The following is an 18504-nucleotide window of genomic DNA, read 5'->3' on the forward strand; positions in this document are numbered from 1 at the left end:
CAACGGTGAAAGGAGCGGTTGCTGGTGCGGTCCTGGAGGGGAGTTCAGGCTGATCAGCAGAATGAGTCCCGCCACAAGAGTTGCCATCGAGATCCACCTGGGCCAGCTCTGTGGCCCAACCCGTGGCCATCACGCGTTGGCCCCCATGAGGGGGCCAACCGCATTCTATGGAGAAGCAAAGAATTCGGCTCGGTACTGCCCGGTAGGACCCGTTCCGGTCTACGTTCCTCTCGCATCCTGTCATGTCACGCTCACCCAACGTGGCAGGGGTGCGCGAGTGTCATGCTCCTGACTGCGCGGTTTCGCCGCCGCTACGCGCAATCACGGGCCTGCCCATCCAGTGCGATACCCCACGTCAACCGGAGGCAGTACCCCATGCGTGAGTCACACCCCAGCGGACGGAGACGGAGTCTGCGAAGACTCGTCGCCGTCGCCTTCCCCGCCCTCACTCTGACCGTCGCCGGATTCACCGCTGCACCGACGGCCGGCGCCCAGCCTGCCGCGCCCCACCCGCAGACCTCCAAGGTCACGCAGAACAACAAGGCTTTGACCGCCCCCGAGCGGCAGACCTACCACGCGACCGGCAAGGCCGGCCAGAAGGTGCCGACCCAGCACCTGTGCGCCACCGCCGCGCCAGGTCACGCGTCCTGCTTCGCCCAGCGCCGCACCGACATCAAGCAGCGCCTCGCCTCGGCGCTCGCCGCCGCGGCGCCCTCCGGCCTCTCCCCGGCCAACCTGCACAGCGCCTACAACCTGCCCACCACGGCCGGCTCGGGCATGACCGTCGGCATCGTGGACGCCTACAACGACCCGAACGCCGAGTCGGACCTGGGCACGTACCGCTCCACCTACGGCCTGTCGTCCTGCACCAAGGCCAACGGTTGCTTCAAGCAGGTCAGCCAGACCGGCTCCACCACCTCGCTGCCGACCAACGACAGCGGCTGGGCCGGTGAAGAGATGCTCGACATCGACATGGTCAGCGCGGTCTGCCCGAACTGCAGCATCATCCTGGTCGAGGCCAACTCCGCGAGCATGGCCGACCTCGGCGCCGCGGAGAACGAGGCCGTGGCACTCGGTGCCAAGTTCATCTCCAACAGCTGGGGCGGCTCCGAGGACTCCTCCCAGACCGGCAACGACACCTCGTACTTCAAGCACCCGGGCGTCGCGATCACCGTCTCCTCCGGTGACTCCGCCTACGGCGCCGAGTACCCGGCGACCTCCCAGTACGTGACGGCCGTCGGCGGCACCGCGCTCACCACCGCCTCCAACTCCCGCGGCTGGAGCGAGTCGGTGTGGCACACCAACTCCACCGAGGGCACCGGCTCGGGCTGCTCGGCCTACGACCCGAAGCCGAGCTGGCAGACCGACACCGGCTGCACCAAGCGCATGGAGGCCGACGTCTCCGCGGTCGCCGACCCGGCCACCGGCGTGGCGGTCTACGACACCTACGGCGGCTCCGGCTGGGCCGTCTACGGCGGCACCAGCGCCAGCTCGCCGATCATCACCTCCGTCTACGCCCTCGCGGGCGCCCCGGGCGCGAGCGACTACCCGGCGAAGTACCCGTACTCCCACACGAGCAACCTCTACGACGTCACCAGCGGCAACAACGGCAGCTGCTCCCCGTCGTACTTCTGCACCGCCGGCACCGGCTACGACGGCCCGACCGGCTGGGGCACCCCGAACGGCACCGCCGCCTTCACCTCCGGCTCCACCGGCGGCAACACGGTGACCATCACCAACCCCGGCAGCCAGTCGACCACCACGGGCGGCTCGGTCAGCCTGCAGATCCACGCCACCGACAGCGCGGGCGCGGCCCTCACCTACAGCGCGAGCGGCCTGCCGACCGGGCTGTCCATCAACAGCTCCACCGGACTGATCTCGGGTACGGCGTCCACCGCCGGCACCTACCAGGTGACGGTCACGGCGAAGGACTCCACCGGCGCCTCCGGCTCGACGTCCTTCACCTGGACGGTTGGCTCCGGCGGGGGCGGCTGCTCCTCGACGCAGCTGCTGGCCAACCCCGGCTTCGAGTCGGGCAGCACAGGCTGGAGCGCCACCAGCGGTGTCATCACCACCGACTCCGGTGAGGCGGCCCACGGCGGCTCCTACAAGGCGTGGCTCAACGGCTACGGCTCCTCGCACACCGACACCCTGTCCCAGTCGGTGACGATCCCGGCCGGCTGCAAGGCCACCCTCACCTTCTACCTGCACATCGACACCGCGGAGACCGGCACCACCGCGTACGACAAGCTGACGGTGACCGCCGGTTCGACCACCCTGGCGACGTACTCGAACCTCAACCACAACTCCGGGTACGCGCAAAAGACCTTCGACCTGTCCTCGCTGGCGGGCCAGACGGTCACCCTGAAGTTCAACGGCGTGGAGGACTCCTCCCTGCAGACCAGCTTCGTCGTCGACGACACCGCCCTGACGACCAGCTGATCTGCCGGTCCGGCCCCGGGTCCCGCACGCGGAAGCCGTCCGCGTGCGGGGTACGTCGTACCTACCTGGTCATTGCAGAACGCGACAAGCCGGTGCCGCCGCCCGCCCGCCGTTCAGAGTGGCGAAAGGCGCGTTCGAAACCGGGCACAGATTCGGGCTGCGTCGCCGACGCGCCCGTTGTGAGCCCCTGGCGTGCCGGGTCACCAACTGCTGTTGGTCACGCCAGGGAGCTCGCCCGCACGGGCCATCTCGCGTACCCGGATACGGGACAGGCCGAAGGCGCGCAGGTAGCCGCGAGGGCGGCCGTCCACAGAGTCGCGATTGCGCAGGCGGGTGGCGCTGGCGTCGCGGGGATGCTGACGCTCCAACCCGCTGGACGCCGCCGGCATCACCTACATCGACTACAAAGACACCGACCTGCTGCGGAAGTTCATCTCCGACCGCGGAAAGATCCGCAGCCGTCGGGTGACCCACGTGACGCGTCAGCAGCAGCGCCAGACAGCGCAGGCATCAAGAACGCACGCGAGATGGCGCTCCTGCCCTACAGCTCCCGATAGCACCGTATCGACGAGCTCAACGCTTCTCGTAGCGGTCCGACGGCTGCTTGACCTGCTTGACCGTCTTCGCGTCCAGTACCGGGGGCCAGGCCGCCGTCGCGGCCTGCCTTTCGAGTGCCAGATGCCCGTGACCGTCACCCAGGTGTCCGTAGCCGGGGCGTCCGCGCCGCGGACCTGCACTTCACTCGTCGTCGCGTCGGCCGCGCAGCACGACACGAGCAACCGGGTCACGTACCAGCTGCCGCCGTCCCCGTGCGTGACGCAGCCGGTCAGCCGCACCGTACGGCCCTTTCGAGGAGACATGCGAGAAACTCCGTGGCGTCGCTCCCCATCTCAGGTATGCCGACGGCTGACGCCTCTCCGCCCGCTCGTGGCGCAATGACACCTGGTCGCCCGCCGGGGCTTAAAGACGCTTGTGGGCGGAAATGATTACGCTCGAACGGTTGCCGGAGCAGCGGTCGACCGGTGGCGAGGGGGAGGATCTGCCGTGGGTGAGCCCCTTCGTCTGCGGCCACGGCTCGAACCCCCGCTCAGCTCACTGCTGGACGCCGGACCGTTCCTCCACTCGCTCGTCGATGCGCTCGGCTCCCCGCTCAACCTGCTCCTGCCGGAACGGATGGCCGAGAACGCACGAAGGTTCCACGCCGTCTACCGCGAGCACCACCTGGCCGGACGCGTGTACTTCGCGCACAAGGCGAACCGGTCCAGTTCCCTGGTACGGCGACTGGCGGTGGAGGACCCGGCTGCCGTCGGCGTCGACGTCGCCTCACTCGGAGAGTTGCGCCATGCCCTGGGCTGCGGCTTCACACCGGACCGGATCATGGCCACCGGCCCCAAGGACCCGGAGTTCCTGTGGCTGGCGGCTCGTGTCGGGGCGACGGTGAACCTCGACTCGCGTGGTGAACTCCACCAACTGGCCGAACTGGTGCGGAAGTACGCCCTTCCCCGGGTCGATGTCCTGCTGCGTCTCTCCGGGTTCGAATCGGCAGGAGGACCGGAGGAGCCCGGTGTGCGGGTGCTCTCCCGGCGCAGCCGCTTCGGCTCGCCGGCGGGCGAGGTGACTGAACTGCTCTCGGCGGTCGAACGGCACCGCGACGCGGTCGAGTTGACCGGGGTCGCGTACCACCTGGACACGACCGGTCTCATGGAGAAGGTCCACGCGCTGGAGCGCTGTGTGATGGTCATGGACGAGTGCCGGGCCCGGGGCCTGGCGCCTCGCGTCGTCGACATCGGCGGCGGCTTCGGAGTCGGATACGTCGCCGACGCCGCCGAATGGGACCGCTACACCACCGCGCTGACCGAGGCCGTTCTCGGCTCGCGTCCCGCCCTGACCTGGCGCGGGCACGGCTACGGGCTGCGCAACGAGGGCGGTACGGTGCGCGGGACCGCGGCCCTGTATCCGGCGTACCGGCCCACCGCCGGGCCTGACTACCTCGCCGAGTTGCTCTCGCTGGCCGCGCCCTCCCTGGGCCGCCCGGCCGCCACCCTGCTCCTGGAGCACATGTACGACCTGTGCGCCGAACCGGGCCGCGCTCTCGTCGACCAGTGCGGACTCTCGCTGGTGAGGGTCCTGGACGTACGGCGGACGGGAGAGGGGACCGGGGAGTATCTGGTCCGGCTGGCCATGAACGCCGGGGACGTGAGTCTGGAGGAGCACGGCGTACTCGTCGACCCCGTGCTGCTTCCGCGCGCTGGAGCGGAAGGGGAGAGCGATCAGGGGCCGGTGGGGGTGTATCTCGTCGGCAATCTCTGCCTCGAGGCCGATCTGATCACGCGCCGCATGGTCTTCCTTCCCCGGCTCCCGCACCCCGGTGACCTGTTGGCCTTCGCCAACACCGCGGGCTATGCGATGGACTTCCACGCCCACCACGCACAGCGGCAGCCGGTCGCCCGCACGGTCGCGGTCGTGGACGAGGGGGGCTCCTGGCGCTGGTGCCTGGACGAGGAGTACTGGCCGATCCCACAGTTCGGGGGAGCGTTGGCATGAGGTACGACAGCATCACGGAAGCCATCGGCAACACGCCGCTGGTGCGCATCGATCCGGCCGTGCACGGCCTGCGTCACTTCGACCTGTACGCGAAGCTGGAGATGCTCAATCCCTTCGGGTCGGTCAAGGACCGGCCGGCCTGGAACATGGCCCGCCCCCGCCTGGAGGCCGCGGCGGAGCGCGGTGAGACGGTCGTGGAGCTCTCCAGCGGCAACACGGCCAAGGCACTCGCCCTCCTGGCCGGAATGCACGGGCTGCGCTTCAAGAGCGTCACCAACCGGATGCGGGTACCGGAGATCAAGGAACTGCTCCTGCTGCTGGGCGCCGAGATCGAGGAACTGCCCGGACAGAGCGAGTGCCTGGACCCCACCGACACGGACGATCCACTGACCCGCGTCCACCAGGCGCTCGCCGAGCCGGGAAGCACGTATCTGCACACCGACCAGTACTTCAACCCGCGCAACACCGAGGCGCACGCGGCGGGCACCGGCCCGGAGATCGTCAAGGACCTGGACGGGCGGGCACCGGACTTCTTCATCGCCTGCGTGGGTACGGCGGGTTCGTCGACCGGAGTGGCCAGAGTTCTGCGTGAGCACGACCCGGACGTGCGGGTCCTCGGCCTGGTCGCCCATAAATCGGACTTCATCCCCGGCATCCGCACCATCGACGAGGTGCACCAAGTGGGCCTGTTCGACCCGGCGACGTACGACACCATCGAGTCGGTGACATCCCAGGAGGCCATCGACGGAATGCTCACCCTCATCCGCCGCTGCGGTCTGCTCTCGGGCCCCACGGGCGGTGCCGCCTACCGGGGCGCGGTACGACATCTGCGGAGAGTGGACGCGGAGTTGCCCGAGTCGGAGCGACGCCGGACAGCGGTCTTCATCGTCTGCGACCGCGCCGAGAGCTACCTCAGCTATGTACGACAACGCAGGCCGGAGCTTCTGGGCGCACCCCGCCGGGGGCACTCCGCCACGGCTCTCACCGAGGACGAGGTCCGGGCCGGGGCCCGGACCGTCGACACCGGCGACGCGCGCCGGTGGATGGCCGACGGAGAGCCGCGCCCGCTCGTCGTCGACCTGCGGGGCCCGCACGCGTACGCCGCGCTGCACATCGAGTGTTCGATCAACATCGTCGACGAACTCTTCGAGGAACTCGTGAGCGACGGGCTGCCCTTCAGCAAGCGGCAACCGGTGCTGCTGGTGTGCCCGGTGGGGGAGAAGTCCGCCCGCTACGCGGCGCTGCTGACCCGGATGGGCCATCCTGATGTGCGCAGCCTGGCGGGCGGCGTCATCGCCTGGCGGGACGCGGGCGCGCCGCTGATACGGGAATGAGCGGCGTGCATCCCGGCTTCGGGGAGGAGCGGGCCGCCGTGGCTTGGCAGCGCGAGATGCGGGAGCAGTTCCCCATCATCACCGCGCACCCCGACCTGGCCTACCTCGACAGCGCGGCCACCGCGCAGAAGCCCCGGGCGGTACTCGAAGCGGTTCAGTCATATCTGACGACGTCGAACGCCAACGCGGGGCGGGGCACCTACCCGTGGGCCAACCGGACCACGGAGCTGGTGGAGCGCACCCGACGGCGGGTCAAGGAGTTCCTCGGTGACCCGGACCCACAGCGGTCCACCGTCCACTTCACCAGCGGCACCACCGAGGGACTGCGCGCCGTCGCCCGCGACTGGCTCACCTCGTTCCTCTCCGACGGCGACGAGATCCTCGTCCCCTTCGCCGACCACCGGGCCAATCTGGAGCCCTGGCTGGAGGCGCAGAGGCTGCTGGCCGACCGGGGAATCAATGTGGGCGTGCGGGCACTGCCCTACCAGGCCGAGTCGGGCGACTACGACCACCGGGCGCTGGACCAGGTCATCGGACCGCGTACCCGGTTCGTCGCCGCCACGCACATCCATCACGTCTACGGCGGCGACATGAACGTGCACCGCATCCGCGCGGCCGTCGGCCCCGACGTGCCGATCTGCCTGGACGCCGCCCAGAGCATCGGTCATCTCCCGGTCTCCGTGGCCGAGTCCGCGCTCGACGTCGACTTCGTCGTCTTCTCGGGCCACAAGGCGCTGGCCCTGCCCGGCACCGGTGCGGTCTGGGCGCGAGGCGCACGCGGCCCCGCCTTTGAACCCGGCGGCTGGCAGGGCACCCCCAACACGGTGGGCATCGCCTCGCTGGAGGCGGCACTCGACTGGCTGGAGGCGGCGGGTGTCGAGCGGATCGCGCGCTGGACGCTCGCTCTGGCGACCCGGCTGACCGACGGACTCCGGCACCTCGCCTCCTACGAGATCCTGGGCTGCGGGTCCAGCCTGGCCGCCGACTCCGCGCTGCCGCTCCAGCAGCGCCGCCATGGCATCGTCACCTTCCGGCACCGCGCCATTCCATCCGACGACCTCGGCTTCATCCTCTTCAGCCACGGCTTCATGGTGCGGGCCGACAGCCTCTGCCAGGCAGGCGCCGACGAGAAGAGGGACGGCTCGGTACGGGTCAGCCTGCACGTCTACAACACCGCGGACGAGGTCGACCGTCTGCTGGCCGTGCTGGCGTCACTCGATTGACGGGAGAATGGAACCGAAAACCGTTTCCACCTGTAGTTTCGATGGTGTCCGCGACAGGTGAGAGACGGAAGAGGTGCGCGACCTGATGGGCGTGAGCATGGCGACGGCCAAGATGTGGGTGGAGCGCTGGGAACGGCAGCAGCAGCACTACGCCGTCGACCGTGAGGAGCGGTTCACCGTGATCGCGGACGTGGTCGAGCACGTGACCGCCGACCGTGAGCGGCCACTCCTCCTCGACCTGGGCTGCGGGCCGGGCTCGCTGGCGGCGCGGCTCGCCGGGCGCATGCCGGACGCGGAGATCGTCGCCGTCGACATGGACCCCGTCCTCCTGGAACTCGGCCGTACCCACCACGCGGACGCCGCCCGCTACGTCGACGCCGTCATCGGCGACCACGACTGGGCCGAGGTACTCGGCCTGGACCGGCCCCTGGACGCGGCCGTCTCGACAACAGCCCTGCACTACCTGGCCGAGCCGTCCCTCCTGCACACATATCGCCGCCTCGCGGGACTCCTGCGACCCGGCGGCGTCCTCATCAACGGCGACCACTTCCCCCAGAACGGCTCGCCCCTCTCGGAGCTCACCGCGCATGTGGGTCGCCGCAGGGCCGAGCGATCACACGCCCACGCGAACGAGGACTGGGAGTCCTGGTGGGCCGAGGCGGCCCAGGACCCGGAACTCACCGACCTGTTCGCCCAACGAGAGCGGCACCGGGCCGCTCAGGCGGGCGGCAGCGGCGGCGACCACCTGACCGTGGCCCGGCATGCCGAACTGCTGCGGACGGCGGGCTTTCGCCACGTCACGTCCGTCTGGCAGTTCGGCGACAGCCACGTCCTCGTGGCGGTCAAGGACTGATCCGCACCGGCTGCGAGCGCCCGCGAGTCCACAGGGACGACTCCCGGCGGTGGCGGACGCCGGTCAGAGGGCGAGGCTCATCAGGATCTCGTCGCGGTCGTCGCCGGGGGCCACCCGCAGTGCCCCCGGCCATCGGCCGACCTCCACCCAGCCCAGCTTGCGGTAGAAGTCCTCGAGCCCCAGGCCGGACCGCGCGGCCAGCCCCAGCCGTTCCAGCCCCATCTCGTCCCGGGCGACGTCCGGGACGCGGCGCATCAGCGCGGCACCGATCCCCAGGCCACGGAACCCGGTGTGTGTCTGCACGTGGTTGACCGTGCCGCAGTGTGCGACGAGCGGGTGCGGATCGCGGCGAAGGAGCAGCCATCCCGCAGTCATCCCCTCCGCGGTGGCCACCAGCAGCCTGCTCCGTTGCGGATCGAGTGCCTGGACGATCTCGTCGAGGACCGGCCCGACCTCCTGCTCACTCACCGGCGGCAATGAGAAACCGTGCGGGATGACCGCCCCGCCGGCATTGCTCACCGCCACCCAGCAGTCGACCAGCTCCCGCCGCAGGCCGGAAGCCAGCTCGTGGGGCCGGCTGATCTGTGCGAACTCGAGTGACGTCACTGCCGTGTGCGCTGCCATGGCGATCAGCCTGCCAGACGGCCCCGCGTGGGCGGGTCGGACCATCGGGCGATCGCCGTCGTCATTGCCATGTCACTTGCTGGAGTAGGGGAGGAGGGCCATCTCTCGGGCGTTCTTGATGGCCGCGGCGAGCTGGCGCTGCTGTTGAGCGGTGATGTGGGTGACGCGCCGGCTGCGGATCTTGCCGCGGTCGGAGATGAACTTACGCAGCAGGTCGGTGTCCTTGTAGTCGATGTAGGTGATGCCGGCCGCGATGAGCGGGTTGGAGCGGTGCTTCACCGGTTTGCGCGTGACGATGCGTCGGGCCATGTGGCTTTCTCCGTTTCAGTGGTTGTGGAGTGGATGTCGTACGGGTCGGCGGGTCACGCGGCGTCGAGCAGGGAGTCGAAGGCCGCGGGCAGGCGCTGCCAGCCCTCGGGCCCGGCCGCGTACTCGGCGTCGGTGAGCAGGCAGGAGTCGAGGAGCTGCTCGATGCCGGCGCGGTCGAGTCCGGGTGAGGTGAACACGAGGTGCTGGCAGCGGTCGCCGTGCTCCGGATGCCAGTCCAGGGCGGCGGCCGCCCGCCGTACCGGTGGGACCAGTTCCCATGCGGCGTCGGGCAGGGAAGCGAGCCAGGGGCCCGCGCTCTCGACGCACAGGGCGCCGCCGGCCGCATCCCACGCCAGCAGGGTGTCGGACCGGTCGGCGAGCCAGAACCGGCCCCTGCTGCGGGCCGCCGCGCAGCACAAATCTTCCAGCGCCTGGTACAGGCGTTCGGGATGGAAGGGGCGGGTGCGGTGCCACACCAGCGTCGCGACGCCTGCTTCATCGGCCTCCAGCGGCAGGAGCGCGCAGGCCGGGTGCTGGGCTGCGGCCGCCGCTTCGACGTCGAATCCGGCGAACGCAAGGTGGGCGAGCTCACCCGAGGCGGCGTCGACCTGGTGTGCGGTGGGGTTGAGCTGGGTCAGCAGGGCGTGGTCCTGTTCGTCCGCGTCCTGGCTGTCCACGAGGGCGAGGAGGGGCGCGTACTCCAGTTGCCGGGCCCAGGTGTCGCCGACGGTGCGCTGGTCCGTCGCCGCCGCCGCGAGTCCCGCCTCGGCCAGGTCGTCTCCGTTGGAGAGGTACGGCAGGACCAGCGCCGGGTCGACCGCGGTGATCACGTTGGTCAGCGTCAGGTCCTGTCCGCTGTGCGCGGCGACGACCTCCGCCATGGCTTTCGGTTCGACCGAGTCCCACAACTCGACGATCGCCAGCCGCGTCAGGCCGTGGCCGGCCAGCCGCTCCAGTTCCGGGACGAGGTCCTCGCGCAGTGCGCAGCAGGCGCAGTCGTTGACCAGCGGCGCTTCGCCCGACGCCAGGACGCCGGACGCGTCGCGCAGGAGACGTCGTACGGTTCCCTCGCCCGCGGTGGCCAGGTCGTGGTGCAGGGCGATGCTTCCCGGCACCGCCTTCAGCAGTCGGTCGACAACGTGCGTGCGGGCGTCCGCGTGCAGGCCGCCGACGATGACGACGGGCAGTCGGCCTTCCTCGCGCATCAGCGGCCTCCGGATCGACCGTAGCGGCGCTCGAAGCGCTCCACGCGGCCCGCGGTGTCGAGGACTCGGGCGGTCCCGGTGTAGAAGGGGTGGCTCGCCGAGGAGATCTCGACGTCCACGACGGGATAGGTGTTGCCGTCCTCCCACTCGACGCGCTTGTCACTGGTGAGCGTCGAACGGGTCAGGAAGGCGAAGTCGGCGGCCTTGTCGCGGAAGACGACGGGACCGTAGGCGGGGTGGATGCCGGGCTTCATGGCGTGCTCCCTCGGGCGGTAGGTGGTCGGGTCAGCGTTCTTCGCGGAAGTCGACGTGCCGGCCGGCGAGCGGGTCGTACTTGCGCAGCACCAGGCGATCGGGGTCGTTGCGGCGGTTCTTGCGGGTCACGTAGGTGTAGCCGGTCCCCGCGGTGGAGCGGAGCTTGATGACCGGGCGGAGTTCGTTGCGAGCCATAGGCGCTACTATATGGGAACGATTTCCATTACCGATAGCCGTCCCTCAAGTGAGAGGCAGGTCATCCTGTGTCCGCCCACTGCCAACTGACCGGCGCCCAGCCGGGATTCGGTAACCGCATCTCCCACTCGCACCGGCGCACCTCCCGCCGCTTCAACCCGAACATCCAGCACAAGCGGTACTGGCTGCCCAGCGAGTCCCGGCACGTCCGACTGACGCTGAGCACCCGCGGAATCAAGACCGTCGACACCATCGGCGTCGAAGCGGCTGTCGCGCGCATCCGCGCCCGGGGAGGAAAGGTCTGATGGCGAAGCAAAGCAAGATCGCGAAGAACGAGAAGCGCAAGGCCGTCGTCGAGCGGTACGCCGCCCGGCGCGCCGAACTCAAGGAGATCATTCGACGTCCGTCCTCGACGGAAGCCGAGCGCAGTGCCGCGATCGCCGAACTGCGCCGGCAGCCGCGCGACGCCAGCGCCACCCGCGTCCGCAATCGTGACGGCGTCGACGGTCGCCCCCGGGGACATCTGCGCAAGTTCGGGCTCTCCCGCATCCGCGTGAGGGAGCAGGCGCACGCGGGTCTCCTGCCCGGGGTCACCAAGTCGTCCTGGTGACGGCGGTCCCTCCGTGCTCACGGAGGGACGCCAGGGGGCGTGTTTCACGTCCGAGCGCGTCCCCGACCAAGGCGGTACGAGCAGGACCGAAGAGTCCTGGTGTGCTCGTGGTCGCCGTCCGCGCGTATGCGAGAGGTGAGGCCGAAGTGGAAGCCGTCCACCGTGAGATCCGGCAGGAGTGCACACATGGGTGACGCCGCACGCGGTCACCGGGGCCGCCCCTTCACCCTTGTCGTCTGCGCCTCGTGTGAGGCCGCCACCGATCAGGTGCTGGACGAGCTGCGCCGGGCGGTCCGCGACAGCCCCCACGGCGTCATGATCTCCACAGGCTGCCTGCGGAAGATCCTCGGCTGCGCGGGCCGACTGGGGCTGCACGCTGCGGTACAACCGTGCACGGTGGATCGCAGGCCCACCGGAGCCGTCGTGCGTCTCGGCCCGCTCGTCACCGCAGCCGACGCCGTGGCGGTCGGAACGTGGCTGCGGGCCGGAATACCGGACGACGGCACCCTGCCCGACGGGCTGCTGGCGGTGCCCGCCCCGCAGCGTGTCGCACACCTCAACTGAGGGCGGAAGGCATGGGCAAAGGTCTGTTGAGCGTGGTGGTCGGCAACACGCCCGGCGTTCGCGGTGCCGTGGTCGACCAGTTGCTGAGGCTTGCTCCACGGGCCGTGGTTCTGGCGGTGTCGATCCAGGCGCAGGCTCAGGGCAGGGGATACCCCACTGTCCAGCGCTTCCTCTACGGCAGTGGGGCAGCGCTTCCGGGCAGGGCGTTGCAGGGCGCGACAGGAGACCCGGTCGTCATCCTGCGCCAGGACCTGCTGTCCCTCCGCCGTTCGCCCGGCGCGGCGCACGTCGTCCTCGCGCTGCCGGACAACGTCGACGCCCTCCCCCTCCTTGTGGAGCTGTGGCGCCCTCGGGTGAGCAGCGGATCGCTGGGGGACCACTACGACGCGGCTCCGGTCGTGGTCGGCATCGACACGGAGTCGTTCATGGCGGACATCGGCTGCGTCCACCGGACGGAACGACTGTGGAGCGGGGGCGACCAGGGCGAGTCCGTGACTCCCGCCGAGGCCGCCGCCCGCCAGGTGGAGGCGGCCGACGCCCTGATCGTGCCGCGGCCGGCGGGCAGCGCACACCAGCCCGGAGGAGCGGAACTCCTCCGCCAACTCAACGGCCGTGCCCTGCTCATGAGCCCCGTCGGCACGGACGGAGCGGCACGGGAGCTTCCCGTGTCGCTCGTCCACGCCCTGCCGAAGGGCGCCGACGAGGAGTGGCGGTCACGCCTGGAGCCGGTGGTGCCGCCGCGCCCATGCCGAGACGGCGGCCGTGAGGTGAGGTCCCTGTACTGGCACGCCCGCCGCCCTCTGCATCCCGAGCGCCTGACCGACGCGCTTGCCGTCGTCATGTCCGGTGTCGTGCGCGGCAGGGGGCATCTCTGGCTGTGCAGCCGACCCGACGCGGTCGTGACCTGGCGGTCGGCCGGTGCGTATCTGGAACTGCGCGAGGCGGACCGCTGGCTGGAGGAGGACGACCCCCGCGGCTGGCAAACCGCCTCCCCGCAGCGGCGCACCCTGGCCTCGTGGTACTGGCACGACTACTACGGCGAACGCCGCAACGAGATCACCCTGACCGGAGTCGCCCTGGACCAGCAGGCGGTTCGCTCCGCGCTGGACAGGGCTCTGCTCACCGACGTGGAGCTCTCGCGAGGGCGGCGGGGTTGGACGTCGGTTCCAGACCCTCTGCTCGGCGACCTCGGTGGACGGTGAGCACGGACCCGGCCCGTCCTCGGCGTCAGGTCGGCCGGACGAGACCGGGCGGTAGGCGTCGGCCCGGGGCAGCCGTTGGGCGGCGAGGCCGGACGGCATCTCCTGATGCGCGGGCTGCGGTTCGTCGGGCCTCCCGTCCTGGAAGGCCGCTGAGGGTGTGGGAGGCGAAGGGCTGTGTCCCTGGTCGCCACTCGGCCCATCCGGCCGGACGCTCGCGGGTCCACGGCATGCGAGCCACAGAACTGCTCCGGCAGGCAGGGCAGGTTGTCGAAGCGGGCGAAAGTCGTAGTCGATCGACGCGACGATCTCCTAGGCCCGGGTACCGCGCAGCGCGGGCTGTTCCTCTCGGTTCTCCACCGTGCGGCCGCTCAGCGACATCAGCAGGGTCCGCTGGACCCTGGCCGGGCGTATGCCGTTGTCCGTCATGTTGACCTTCGGATCGAGTTCCGTACCGGGCCGGGCGGTGCCGTGGCTGCGTCCACCGCCCGACCCGGGTCTCAGGTTTCCGCGACGAGTACGGGCTGCTCTTGTTCGCAGGTGTCGTCGATGCCGTACGTGTCCCAGACGGGGAACGGGTCGACGGGCGGCAGGTTCTCACCGTCCGCAATGAGGCAGTCGGTCAGCGCCGCCCGCAGCGCGTCCGTGTGCAAGTCCGTGCCGATGAAGACCAGTTCCTGAGAGTCGGGACTCTCGGCGTCGCGGGCGGCGGAGGGCTCGAAGCGGGCCACGGAACCGGCCTGCGACCACAGGCCGGTCACGTGCGGGCGGCTGGCCAGGGTGAAGAAGCCCTTGGACCGCAGGATGCGCCCGTAGACCCCGCTGTCGAGTTCCTCGGTAATGAACGTCCACAACCGGCCTGGGTGGAAGGGCACTTCGGAGCGGAAGACGGTGGACGAGATGCCGTACTCCTCCGTCTCAGGCACGTGGTCGCCGTTGAGTTCCCTGACCCAGCCGGGAGCCTGCTGGGCGCGCTCCAGGTCGAACAGCCGGGTGCCGAGCACGTCGCCGATCTTCACGCGGCCGTGGACGGCCGGGGCGATCCGGGCGGTCGGATTGAGGCGGGCGAGCGTCGCCCGGAGCCCGTCGGCGGTTTCCGTGTCGACGAGGTCGAGCTTGTTGAGCACGATCACGTCGGCGAACTCGATCTGGTCCATCAGCAGGTCGCTGACGGTGCGTTCGTCGTCCTCGTACTGGTCGAGGCCACGCTCGGCCAGCTCGTCTCCGCTCGCGAGCTCGGTCAGGAAGTTCGCCGCGTCGACGACCGTGACCATGGTGTCCAGCCGGGCCAGATCGCCCAGCGTCGCCCCGTCGTCCCGGGCGAAGGCGAAGGTGGCGGCCACCGGCATGGGTTCGGAGATGCCGGACGACTCGATGAGCAGGTAGTCGAAACGGCCCTCGCGGGCCAGCCGGTCGACTTCCTCCAGCAGGTCGTCGCGCAGGGTGCAGCAGATGCAGCCGTTGGTCATCTCGACCAGGCGTTCCTCGGTACGTGACAGGGCGGCCTCGCCGCCGCGTACCAGGGCGGCGTCGATGTTGACTGCGCTCATGTCGTTGACGATGACCGCGACGCGCAGTCCTTCGCGGTTGCCGAGGACGTGGTTGAGGAGTGTGGTCTTGCCCGCGCCGAGGAATCCGGACAGGACGGTGACGGGCAGTCGGTCATAAGGCATGAACAATCAGCCCTCGGGGCGCAGCAGTCCGCGCTCGTACGCCTTCACCAGTCGCTGCGGCACCAGGTACGAGACTCCGTCCACGGTGATCGGCGCGAGCGTGGGCGTGGTCGCCTTCCACTGGGCGCGGCGGTGGCGGGTGTTGCTGCGGGACATCTTCCGCTTGGGTACGGCCATGGGGTCCTCCTCGAGCGATGAGATGTCCAAGCTACATGAAAATGAATCCCATTACTACTTGGTGGGATGCCTGGAGCGGAGTGGCCATGCCGGACGCCGACACGTCAGGCGGCGCTCGCGTTCGTCCTCACTGGGTCGCCACACGTTGTGGAGCGCAGTCCGGACACACACCGGAAAGCTCCACTGTGTGACGGACGTTCGCAAACCCGGACGTGCGCGCGATCGTGTCGGCCCAGTCCTCCACCGGTCCGGAGTCGACGGGTCGGCTGAGGCCGCATTCGGTGCAGATGAGGTAGTGGCGGTGTTCGGGTCCCGGGCGGTAGCGGAAGAGGCGTTCACCGCTGGTGTCGCGCACCATGTCGGCCCGGCCGACGCCGGCCAGGGCGGTCAGGGTGCGGTAGACCGTGGAGAGGCCGACCGGTGAGCCGGCGGCGACGAGCTGGTTGTGGAGGGCCTGGGCGCCGACGAAGCCCTCGGCCCGTTTGAGTGCCTCGACCACGGTTGCGCGTTGCTGGGTGAGGCGGCCGATCAGCGTGACGTCGTGCGACGGGGTGGGGGTGCACTGGCGGTCGGGTGCCATCGGGTGCCTTCGCTCATCTGCCGGTGGGGACGGCGGTGTGCGTACCAGCCGTACGGGGATCGGAGGCGGGCCGTCGTATCAGGAACGTCGCGGCGTAGACGACAGTGGCAGTGGCCATGATGGCGAAGCTGGGCGGCATCTTCGGCACCGTGTAAGAGGCGAACAGCCCCGCCCACATCTCCACCACCGCCAGGCCGGCGGAGAGGGCGAGTGCCCGGTAGGGGTGGTCGGTGAGGCGGATCGCGGCGCCTGCGGGGGCGGCGAGCAGGCCGAGCAGGAGCAGGGAGCCGACCGCCTGGGTGGCCTCGGCGGCGCTGATCCCGGCCAGGGCGAGGAAGCCGTAGCCGAGCAGCCGGACCGGTACTCCACGGGCCGCGGCCACGGCCTCGTCGAGCGTGGCGAACAGCAGCGGTCGGGCGATGAGGATCACGAGCAGGCCGACCCCGGCGGCCACCAGGGCGGCGACGACTGCGCTGCTGGAGGAGATGCCGAAGATGGAGCCGAACAGCACGCTGACGCCGGCGGTGCCGTTGGTGGTGCTGTGGGAGGTGGTGTAGAGGGTGATGAAGAAGGCGCCCAGGCCCAGGATCCAGGAGAAGACGCTTCCGATGACCACGTCGTCGGGTCGAGCCTTGCGGCCGAGGGTGCCGAAGAGCAGCGCCATGGCGATGGTGGCGGCGAACAGGCCCAGGCGAAGGTCGGCGCCGAAGGCGAGGGCGGCCATCGCGCCGGTGAAGGCGACGTGGCTGAGCGCGTCGCCGGTGAAGACCTGGGCCCGCAGGACCAGGAAGTAGCCGACCAGTCCGCAGGCGGCGGCGATGGCGGTACCGGCGAGGAAGGCGTGCAGGAAGAACGGGTGGGACAACGGGGAGGCGGTGAGCAGGACGGTCATGCGACCACCTCCTTGGCCCTGGGTTCGGCCCCGGCCTGGGTGCGACCGAGCACCTCGCGCAGCGAGCGGTGGCCCAGGGCGAGCAGGTATCCGGCGAAGGCGATGGTCGTCACGAAGAAGCCCAGAGGGTAGGGCGAGTAGTAGGCGGCGGTCAGTCCGAGCCAGGTGGCGGCGAATGCCAGCAGAACGGCGAGGGCCAGACTCAGCGCTGGACGGGCGGTGAGCACTTGCGCGGTGGCGACCGGGATCACCATGAGGGCGAAGACCAGGAGGGTGCCGGTGATCTGGCTCGCCTCGGCGGTGGCCGCGCCGAGCAGGACGAGGAAGACCACGGACAGCGCGCGGACCGGCACTCCGCGCCCGGCGGCGACCTGCGGGTCGACGGACGCGAACAGCAGCGGCCGTCCGATCAGCGCCAGCACCGCGAGCACCACCGCGCCGACGACCATCAGCAGAGTCACCTGCGACGAGGTGATCCCCAGGAAGGTGCCGAAGAGGATGGTCTGCGGACCCTCCAGCAGCCCTCTGTACAGGGCGGTGAACAGGAACCCGGAGGCGAGCAGGAACGCCTGCACGGTCCCGGTCAGCGCCGACTCCTCGTGCTCACCGCCGCCCCGCAGGGCAGCGATGACCAGCGCGGCGGCCACGCACAGCGTGAAGTAGCCGTAGACCGCGCTCACTCCGAGCAGAAGCGCCCCGGCCGCGCCGGGAAAGGCGACCGCAGAGACGGTGTGCGCGGCGAACGTCTGCCGCCGCAGCACCACGAACCACCCCACAGCGGCGGAGACCACGGCCACGACCGCGCCCGCGCGGAAAGCGTTGACCATGAACGGGTACGACCACATGTCCTGGAAGTCGGTGAGGAGGTTCCACGACCAGGCAGGCGCCGCCGTCTCAGCGAGCGTCATGACCGCTCCCCGGGGTGTCGTGCCGGTCGGTGTGCACCGCGGGCGGCTCCGGCTGGCCGACCACGACCAGCCGCCCGTCCGAGGTCCGCAGTACCTCGACCGGTGTGCCGTAGAGCCGGGTCAGCGTCTCGGAGGTGATGACCTCGGTCGGTGTGCCTGCGGCGGCGCCGCCCTCGGCCAGGTACACCACCCGGTCCAGGTGGTGGAGTATCGGGTTCACGTCATGGGCGACCATGACCACCGAGACGCCCTCCTGGTGGCAGATGCGCCCGATCAGTGCGGCGACGGCGCTCTGGTTGGGCAGGTCGAGGCTGTCCAACGGCTCGTCCAGCAGCAGTAGTTCCGGCCTGCGGACGAGCGCCTGGGCGATCAGCAGCCGCTGCTGCTCGCCGCCGGAACACTGCCCGATCGGCCGATGTGCGTAGGCCGACGCCCCGACCAACTCGATCACCTCGTCCACCCGCGCACGGGCGTCCCGCCGACGCTCGCTTGGGAACGGCAGCGGCACTCCCCACCGGTCGCCGTCCAGACCCATGCGCACCACGTCCACGCCGCGGATCCGCAGGTTGGCGTCGAAGCTGCGTCGCTGTGGCAGGTAGCCGATGCGTTCGTTTGCCTGCCCGGGGCGGGCGCCGAGCACCCGCACTTCGCCGGCCGCCGCGGGCAGGGCGCCGAGCAGGACCTTGATCATGGTGGACTTGCCGACGCCGTTGGGGCCGAGCACGGCTGTGAACTCACCGGTCCCGATGCGAAGGTCCACCCCCGACCACAGCGTCCGGCCGCCGACCCGCACGGCGGCCCCGTGCAGGGCGACCACCGGATCGCTTCCGGTTCCTGCGGCCGTGTCGTGCCCCCCGCTTCGACGGCTGGGGACGGTGTGACTACTGGTGTGTGTGACGGCTTCGCGGGCCTTCGCT

General features: G+C 70.2%; 20 protein-coding genes and 3 pseudogenes. 10 read left to right on the forward strand and 13 right to left on the reverse strand.

Translation table 11 applies throughout. From position 1 onward, the window contains the following. Nucleotides 1-375: 375 nt before the first annotated feature. On the forward strand, nt 376-2442 hold the full coding sequence (locus ACIQVT_RS20535; protein WP_403755391.1) for a putative Ig domain-containing protein: 2067 nt from the start codon (nt 376-378) through the stop codon (nt 2440-2442). Between the two features lie 200 nt (nt 2443-2642). Here ACIQVT_RS20535 and rpsN (ACIQVT_RS20540) read toward each other — a convergent pair. After that, nucleotides 2643-2804: pseudogene (gene rpsN, locus ACIQVT_RS20540) on the reverse strand (30S ribosomal protein S14); the annotation flags it as partial. Between the two features lie 10 nt (nt 2805-2814). On the opposite strand from rpsN (ACIQVT_RS20540), the pseudogene rpsR (ACIQVT_RS20545) reads away from it, so the two are divergent. After that, nucleotides 2815-2999 (forward strand): annotated as a pseudogene (gene rpsR, locus ACIQVT_RS20545) (30S ribosomal protein S18). A gap of 174 nt (nt 3000-3173) precedes the next feature. Here rpsR (ACIQVT_RS20545) and ACIQVT_RS20550 read toward each other — a convergent pair. Then, nucleotides 3174-3302: pseudogene (locus ACIQVT_RS20550) on the reverse strand (hypothetical protein); the annotation flags it as partial. A 184-nt stretch (nt 3303-3486) separates the two neighbouring features. Here ACIQVT_RS20550 and ACIQVT_RS20555 point away from each other — a divergent pair. The 4 genes from ACIQVT_RS20555 (at nt 3487) to ACIQVT_RS20570 (ending at nt 8396) form a co-directional block, all read left to right on the forward strand. Then, complete coding sequence (locus ACIQVT_RS20555; protein ID WP_403755394.1) at nt 3487-4986, forward strand: Y4yA family PLP-dependent enzyme; 1500 nt, start codon at nt 3487-3489, stop codon at nt 4984-4986. Then, nucleotides 4983-6320, forward strand: a complete 1338-nt coding sequence (locus tag ACIQVT_RS20560) for a pyridoxal-phosphate dependent enzyme (protein ID WP_403755397.1) — start codon at nt 4983-4985, stop codon at nt 6318-6320. The genes ACIQVT_RS20555 and ACIQVT_RS20560 overlap by 4 nt, the downstream gene beginning before the upstream one ends. Next, the gene (locus ACIQVT_RS20565; RefSeq protein ID WP_403755400.1) at nt 6317-7543 is read left to right on the forward strand and encodes an aminotransferase class V-fold PLP-dependent enzyme; all 1227 of its coding nucleotides are present in this window, start codon (nt 6317-6319) and stop codon (nt 7541-7543) included. The genes ACIQVT_RS20560 and ACIQVT_RS20565 overlap by 4 nt, the downstream gene beginning before the upstream one ends. Nucleotides 7544-7628: 85 nt before the next feature. Then, on the forward strand, nt 7629-8396 hold the full coding sequence (locus tag ACIQVT_RS20570) for a class I SAM-dependent methyltransferase (RefSeq protein ID WP_403755403.1): 768 nt from the start codon (nt 7629-7631) through the stop codon (nt 8394-8396). A 63-nt stretch (nt 8397-8459) separates the two neighbouring features. Here ACIQVT_RS20570 and ACIQVT_RS20575 read toward each other — a convergent pair whose 3' ends face one another. The 5 genes from ACIQVT_RS20575 to rpmG form a co-directional block, all read right to left on the reverse strand. Further along, nucleotides 8460-9020, reverse strand: coding sequence for a GNAT family N-acetyltransferase (locus tag ACIQVT_RS20575; protein ID WP_403755406.1), 561 nt, complete (start codon nt 9018-9020; stop codon nt 8460-8462). A 72-nt stretch (nt 9021-9092) separates the two neighbouring features. Beyond that, nucleotides 9093-9329: a 30S ribosomal protein S18 gene (gene rpsR / locus ACIQVT_RS20580; RefSeq protein WP_403755409.1), complete on the reverse strand. Its 237-nt coding sequence runs from the start codon at nt 9327-9329 to the stop codon at nt 9093-9095. Nucleotides 9330-9382: 53 nt separating this feature from the next. Next, on the reverse strand, nt 9383-10534 hold the full coding sequence (locus tag ACIQVT_RS20585; protein WP_403755412.1) for a CobW family GTP-binding protein: 1152 nt from the start codon (nt 10532-10534) through the stop codon (nt 9383-9385). Beyond that, nucleotides 10534-10788 carry a type B 50S ribosomal protein L31 gene (locus ACIQVT_RS20590; RefSeq protein ID WP_403755415.1) on the reverse strand — a complete coding sequence of 85 codons (255 nt, stop codon included), beginning with the start codon at nt 10786-10788 and terminating at the stop codon, nt 10534-10536. Before ACIQVT_RS20590 ends, ACIQVT_RS20585 begins: the two co-directional genes overlap by 1 nt. 31 nt (nt 10789-10819) lie before the next feature. Beyond that, entirely contained in the window at nt 10820-10984 is a 165-nt protein-coding gene (gene rpmG, locus ACIQVT_RS20595) for a 50S ribosomal protein L33 (RefSeq protein WP_030340409.1), read from the reverse strand. Between the two features lie 68 nt (nt 10985-11052). Between rpmG and rpmB the strand changes: the two genes are divergently transcribed. The 4 genes from rpmB to ACIQVT_RS20615 all read left to right on the forward strand — a co-directional run bounded on the left by rpmB (nt 11053) and on the right by ACIQVT_RS20615 (nt 13360). Then, a complete protein-coding gene (rpmB, locus tag ACIQVT_RS20600) occupies nt 11053-11289 on the forward strand; it encodes a 50S ribosomal protein L28 (protein ID WP_403755419.1) in 237 nt (78 codons plus the stop codon). After that, nucleotides 11289-11594, forward strand: a complete 306-nt coding sequence (gene rpsN / locus ACIQVT_RS20605) for a 30S ribosomal protein S14 (protein WP_403755422.1) — start codon at nt 11289-11291, stop codon at nt 11592-11594. Before rpmB ends, rpsN (ACIQVT_RS20605) begins: the two co-directional genes overlap by 1 nt. A gap of 186 nt (nt 11595-11780) precedes the next feature. Then, nucleotides 11781-12158, forward strand: coding sequence for a hypothetical protein (locus tag ACIQVT_RS20610; protein ID WP_403755425.1), 378 nt, complete (start codon nt 11781-11783; stop codon nt 12156-12158). An 11-nt stretch (nt 12159-12169) separates the two neighbouring features. Then, nucleotides 12170-13360, forward strand: coding sequence for a GTP-binding protein (locus ACIQVT_RS20615; protein WP_403755428.1), 1191 nt, complete (start codon nt 12170-12172; stop codon nt 13358-13360). Nucleotides 13361-13857: 497 nt separating this feature from the next. Here ACIQVT_RS20615 and ACIQVT_RS20620 read toward each other — a convergent pair whose 3' ends face one another. The 6 genes from ACIQVT_RS20620 to ACIQVT_RS20645 form a co-directional block, all read right to left on the reverse strand. Next, nucleotides 13858-15030 carry a GTP-binding protein gene (locus tag ACIQVT_RS20620; protein WP_403755431.1) on the reverse strand — a complete coding sequence of 391 codons (1173 nt, stop codon included), beginning with the start codon at nt 15028-15030 and terminating at the stop codon, nt 13858-13860. Between the two features lie 6 nt (nt 15031-15036). Beyond that, nucleotides 15037-15207 carry a 50S ribosomal protein L32 gene (gene rpmF / locus ACIQVT_RS20625; RefSeq protein WP_403755434.1) on the reverse strand — a complete coding sequence of 57 codons (171 nt, stop codon included), beginning with the start codon at nt 15205-15207 and terminating at the stop codon, nt 15037-15039. A gap of 127 nt (nt 15208-15334) precedes the next feature. Further along, nucleotides 15335-15787 carry a Fur family transcriptional regulator gene (locus ACIQVT_RS20630; RefSeq protein ID WP_403755437.1) on the reverse strand — a complete coding sequence of 151 codons (453 nt, stop codon included), beginning with the start codon at nt 15785-15787 and terminating at the stop codon, nt 15335-15337. Between the two features lie 13 nt (nt 15788-15800). Beyond that, a complete protein-coding gene (locus ACIQVT_RS20635) occupies nt 15801-16679 on the reverse strand; it encodes a metal ABC transporter permease (protein ID WP_403755439.1) in 879 nt (292 codons plus the stop codon). After that, entirely contained in the window at nt 16676-17587 is a 912-nt protein-coding gene (locus ACIQVT_RS20640) for a metal ABC transporter permease (protein ID WP_403755442.1), read from the reverse strand. Before ACIQVT_RS20640 ends, ACIQVT_RS20635 begins: the two co-directional genes overlap by 4 nt. Next, a complete protein-coding gene (locus ACIQVT_RS20645) occupies nt 17574-18404 on the reverse strand; it encodes a metal ABC transporter ATP-binding protein (protein WP_403755445.1) in 831 nt (276 codons plus the stop codon). The genes ACIQVT_RS20640 and ACIQVT_RS20645 overlap by 14 nt, the downstream gene beginning before the upstream one ends. Between the last annotated feature and the right edge of the window lie 100 nt (nt 18405-18504).

The sequence above is a fragment of the Streptomyces sp. NPDC100445 genome, assembly GCF_044759735.1.
GTDB lineage: Bacteria > Actinomycetota > Actinomycetes > Streptomycetales > Streptomycetaceae > Streptomyces.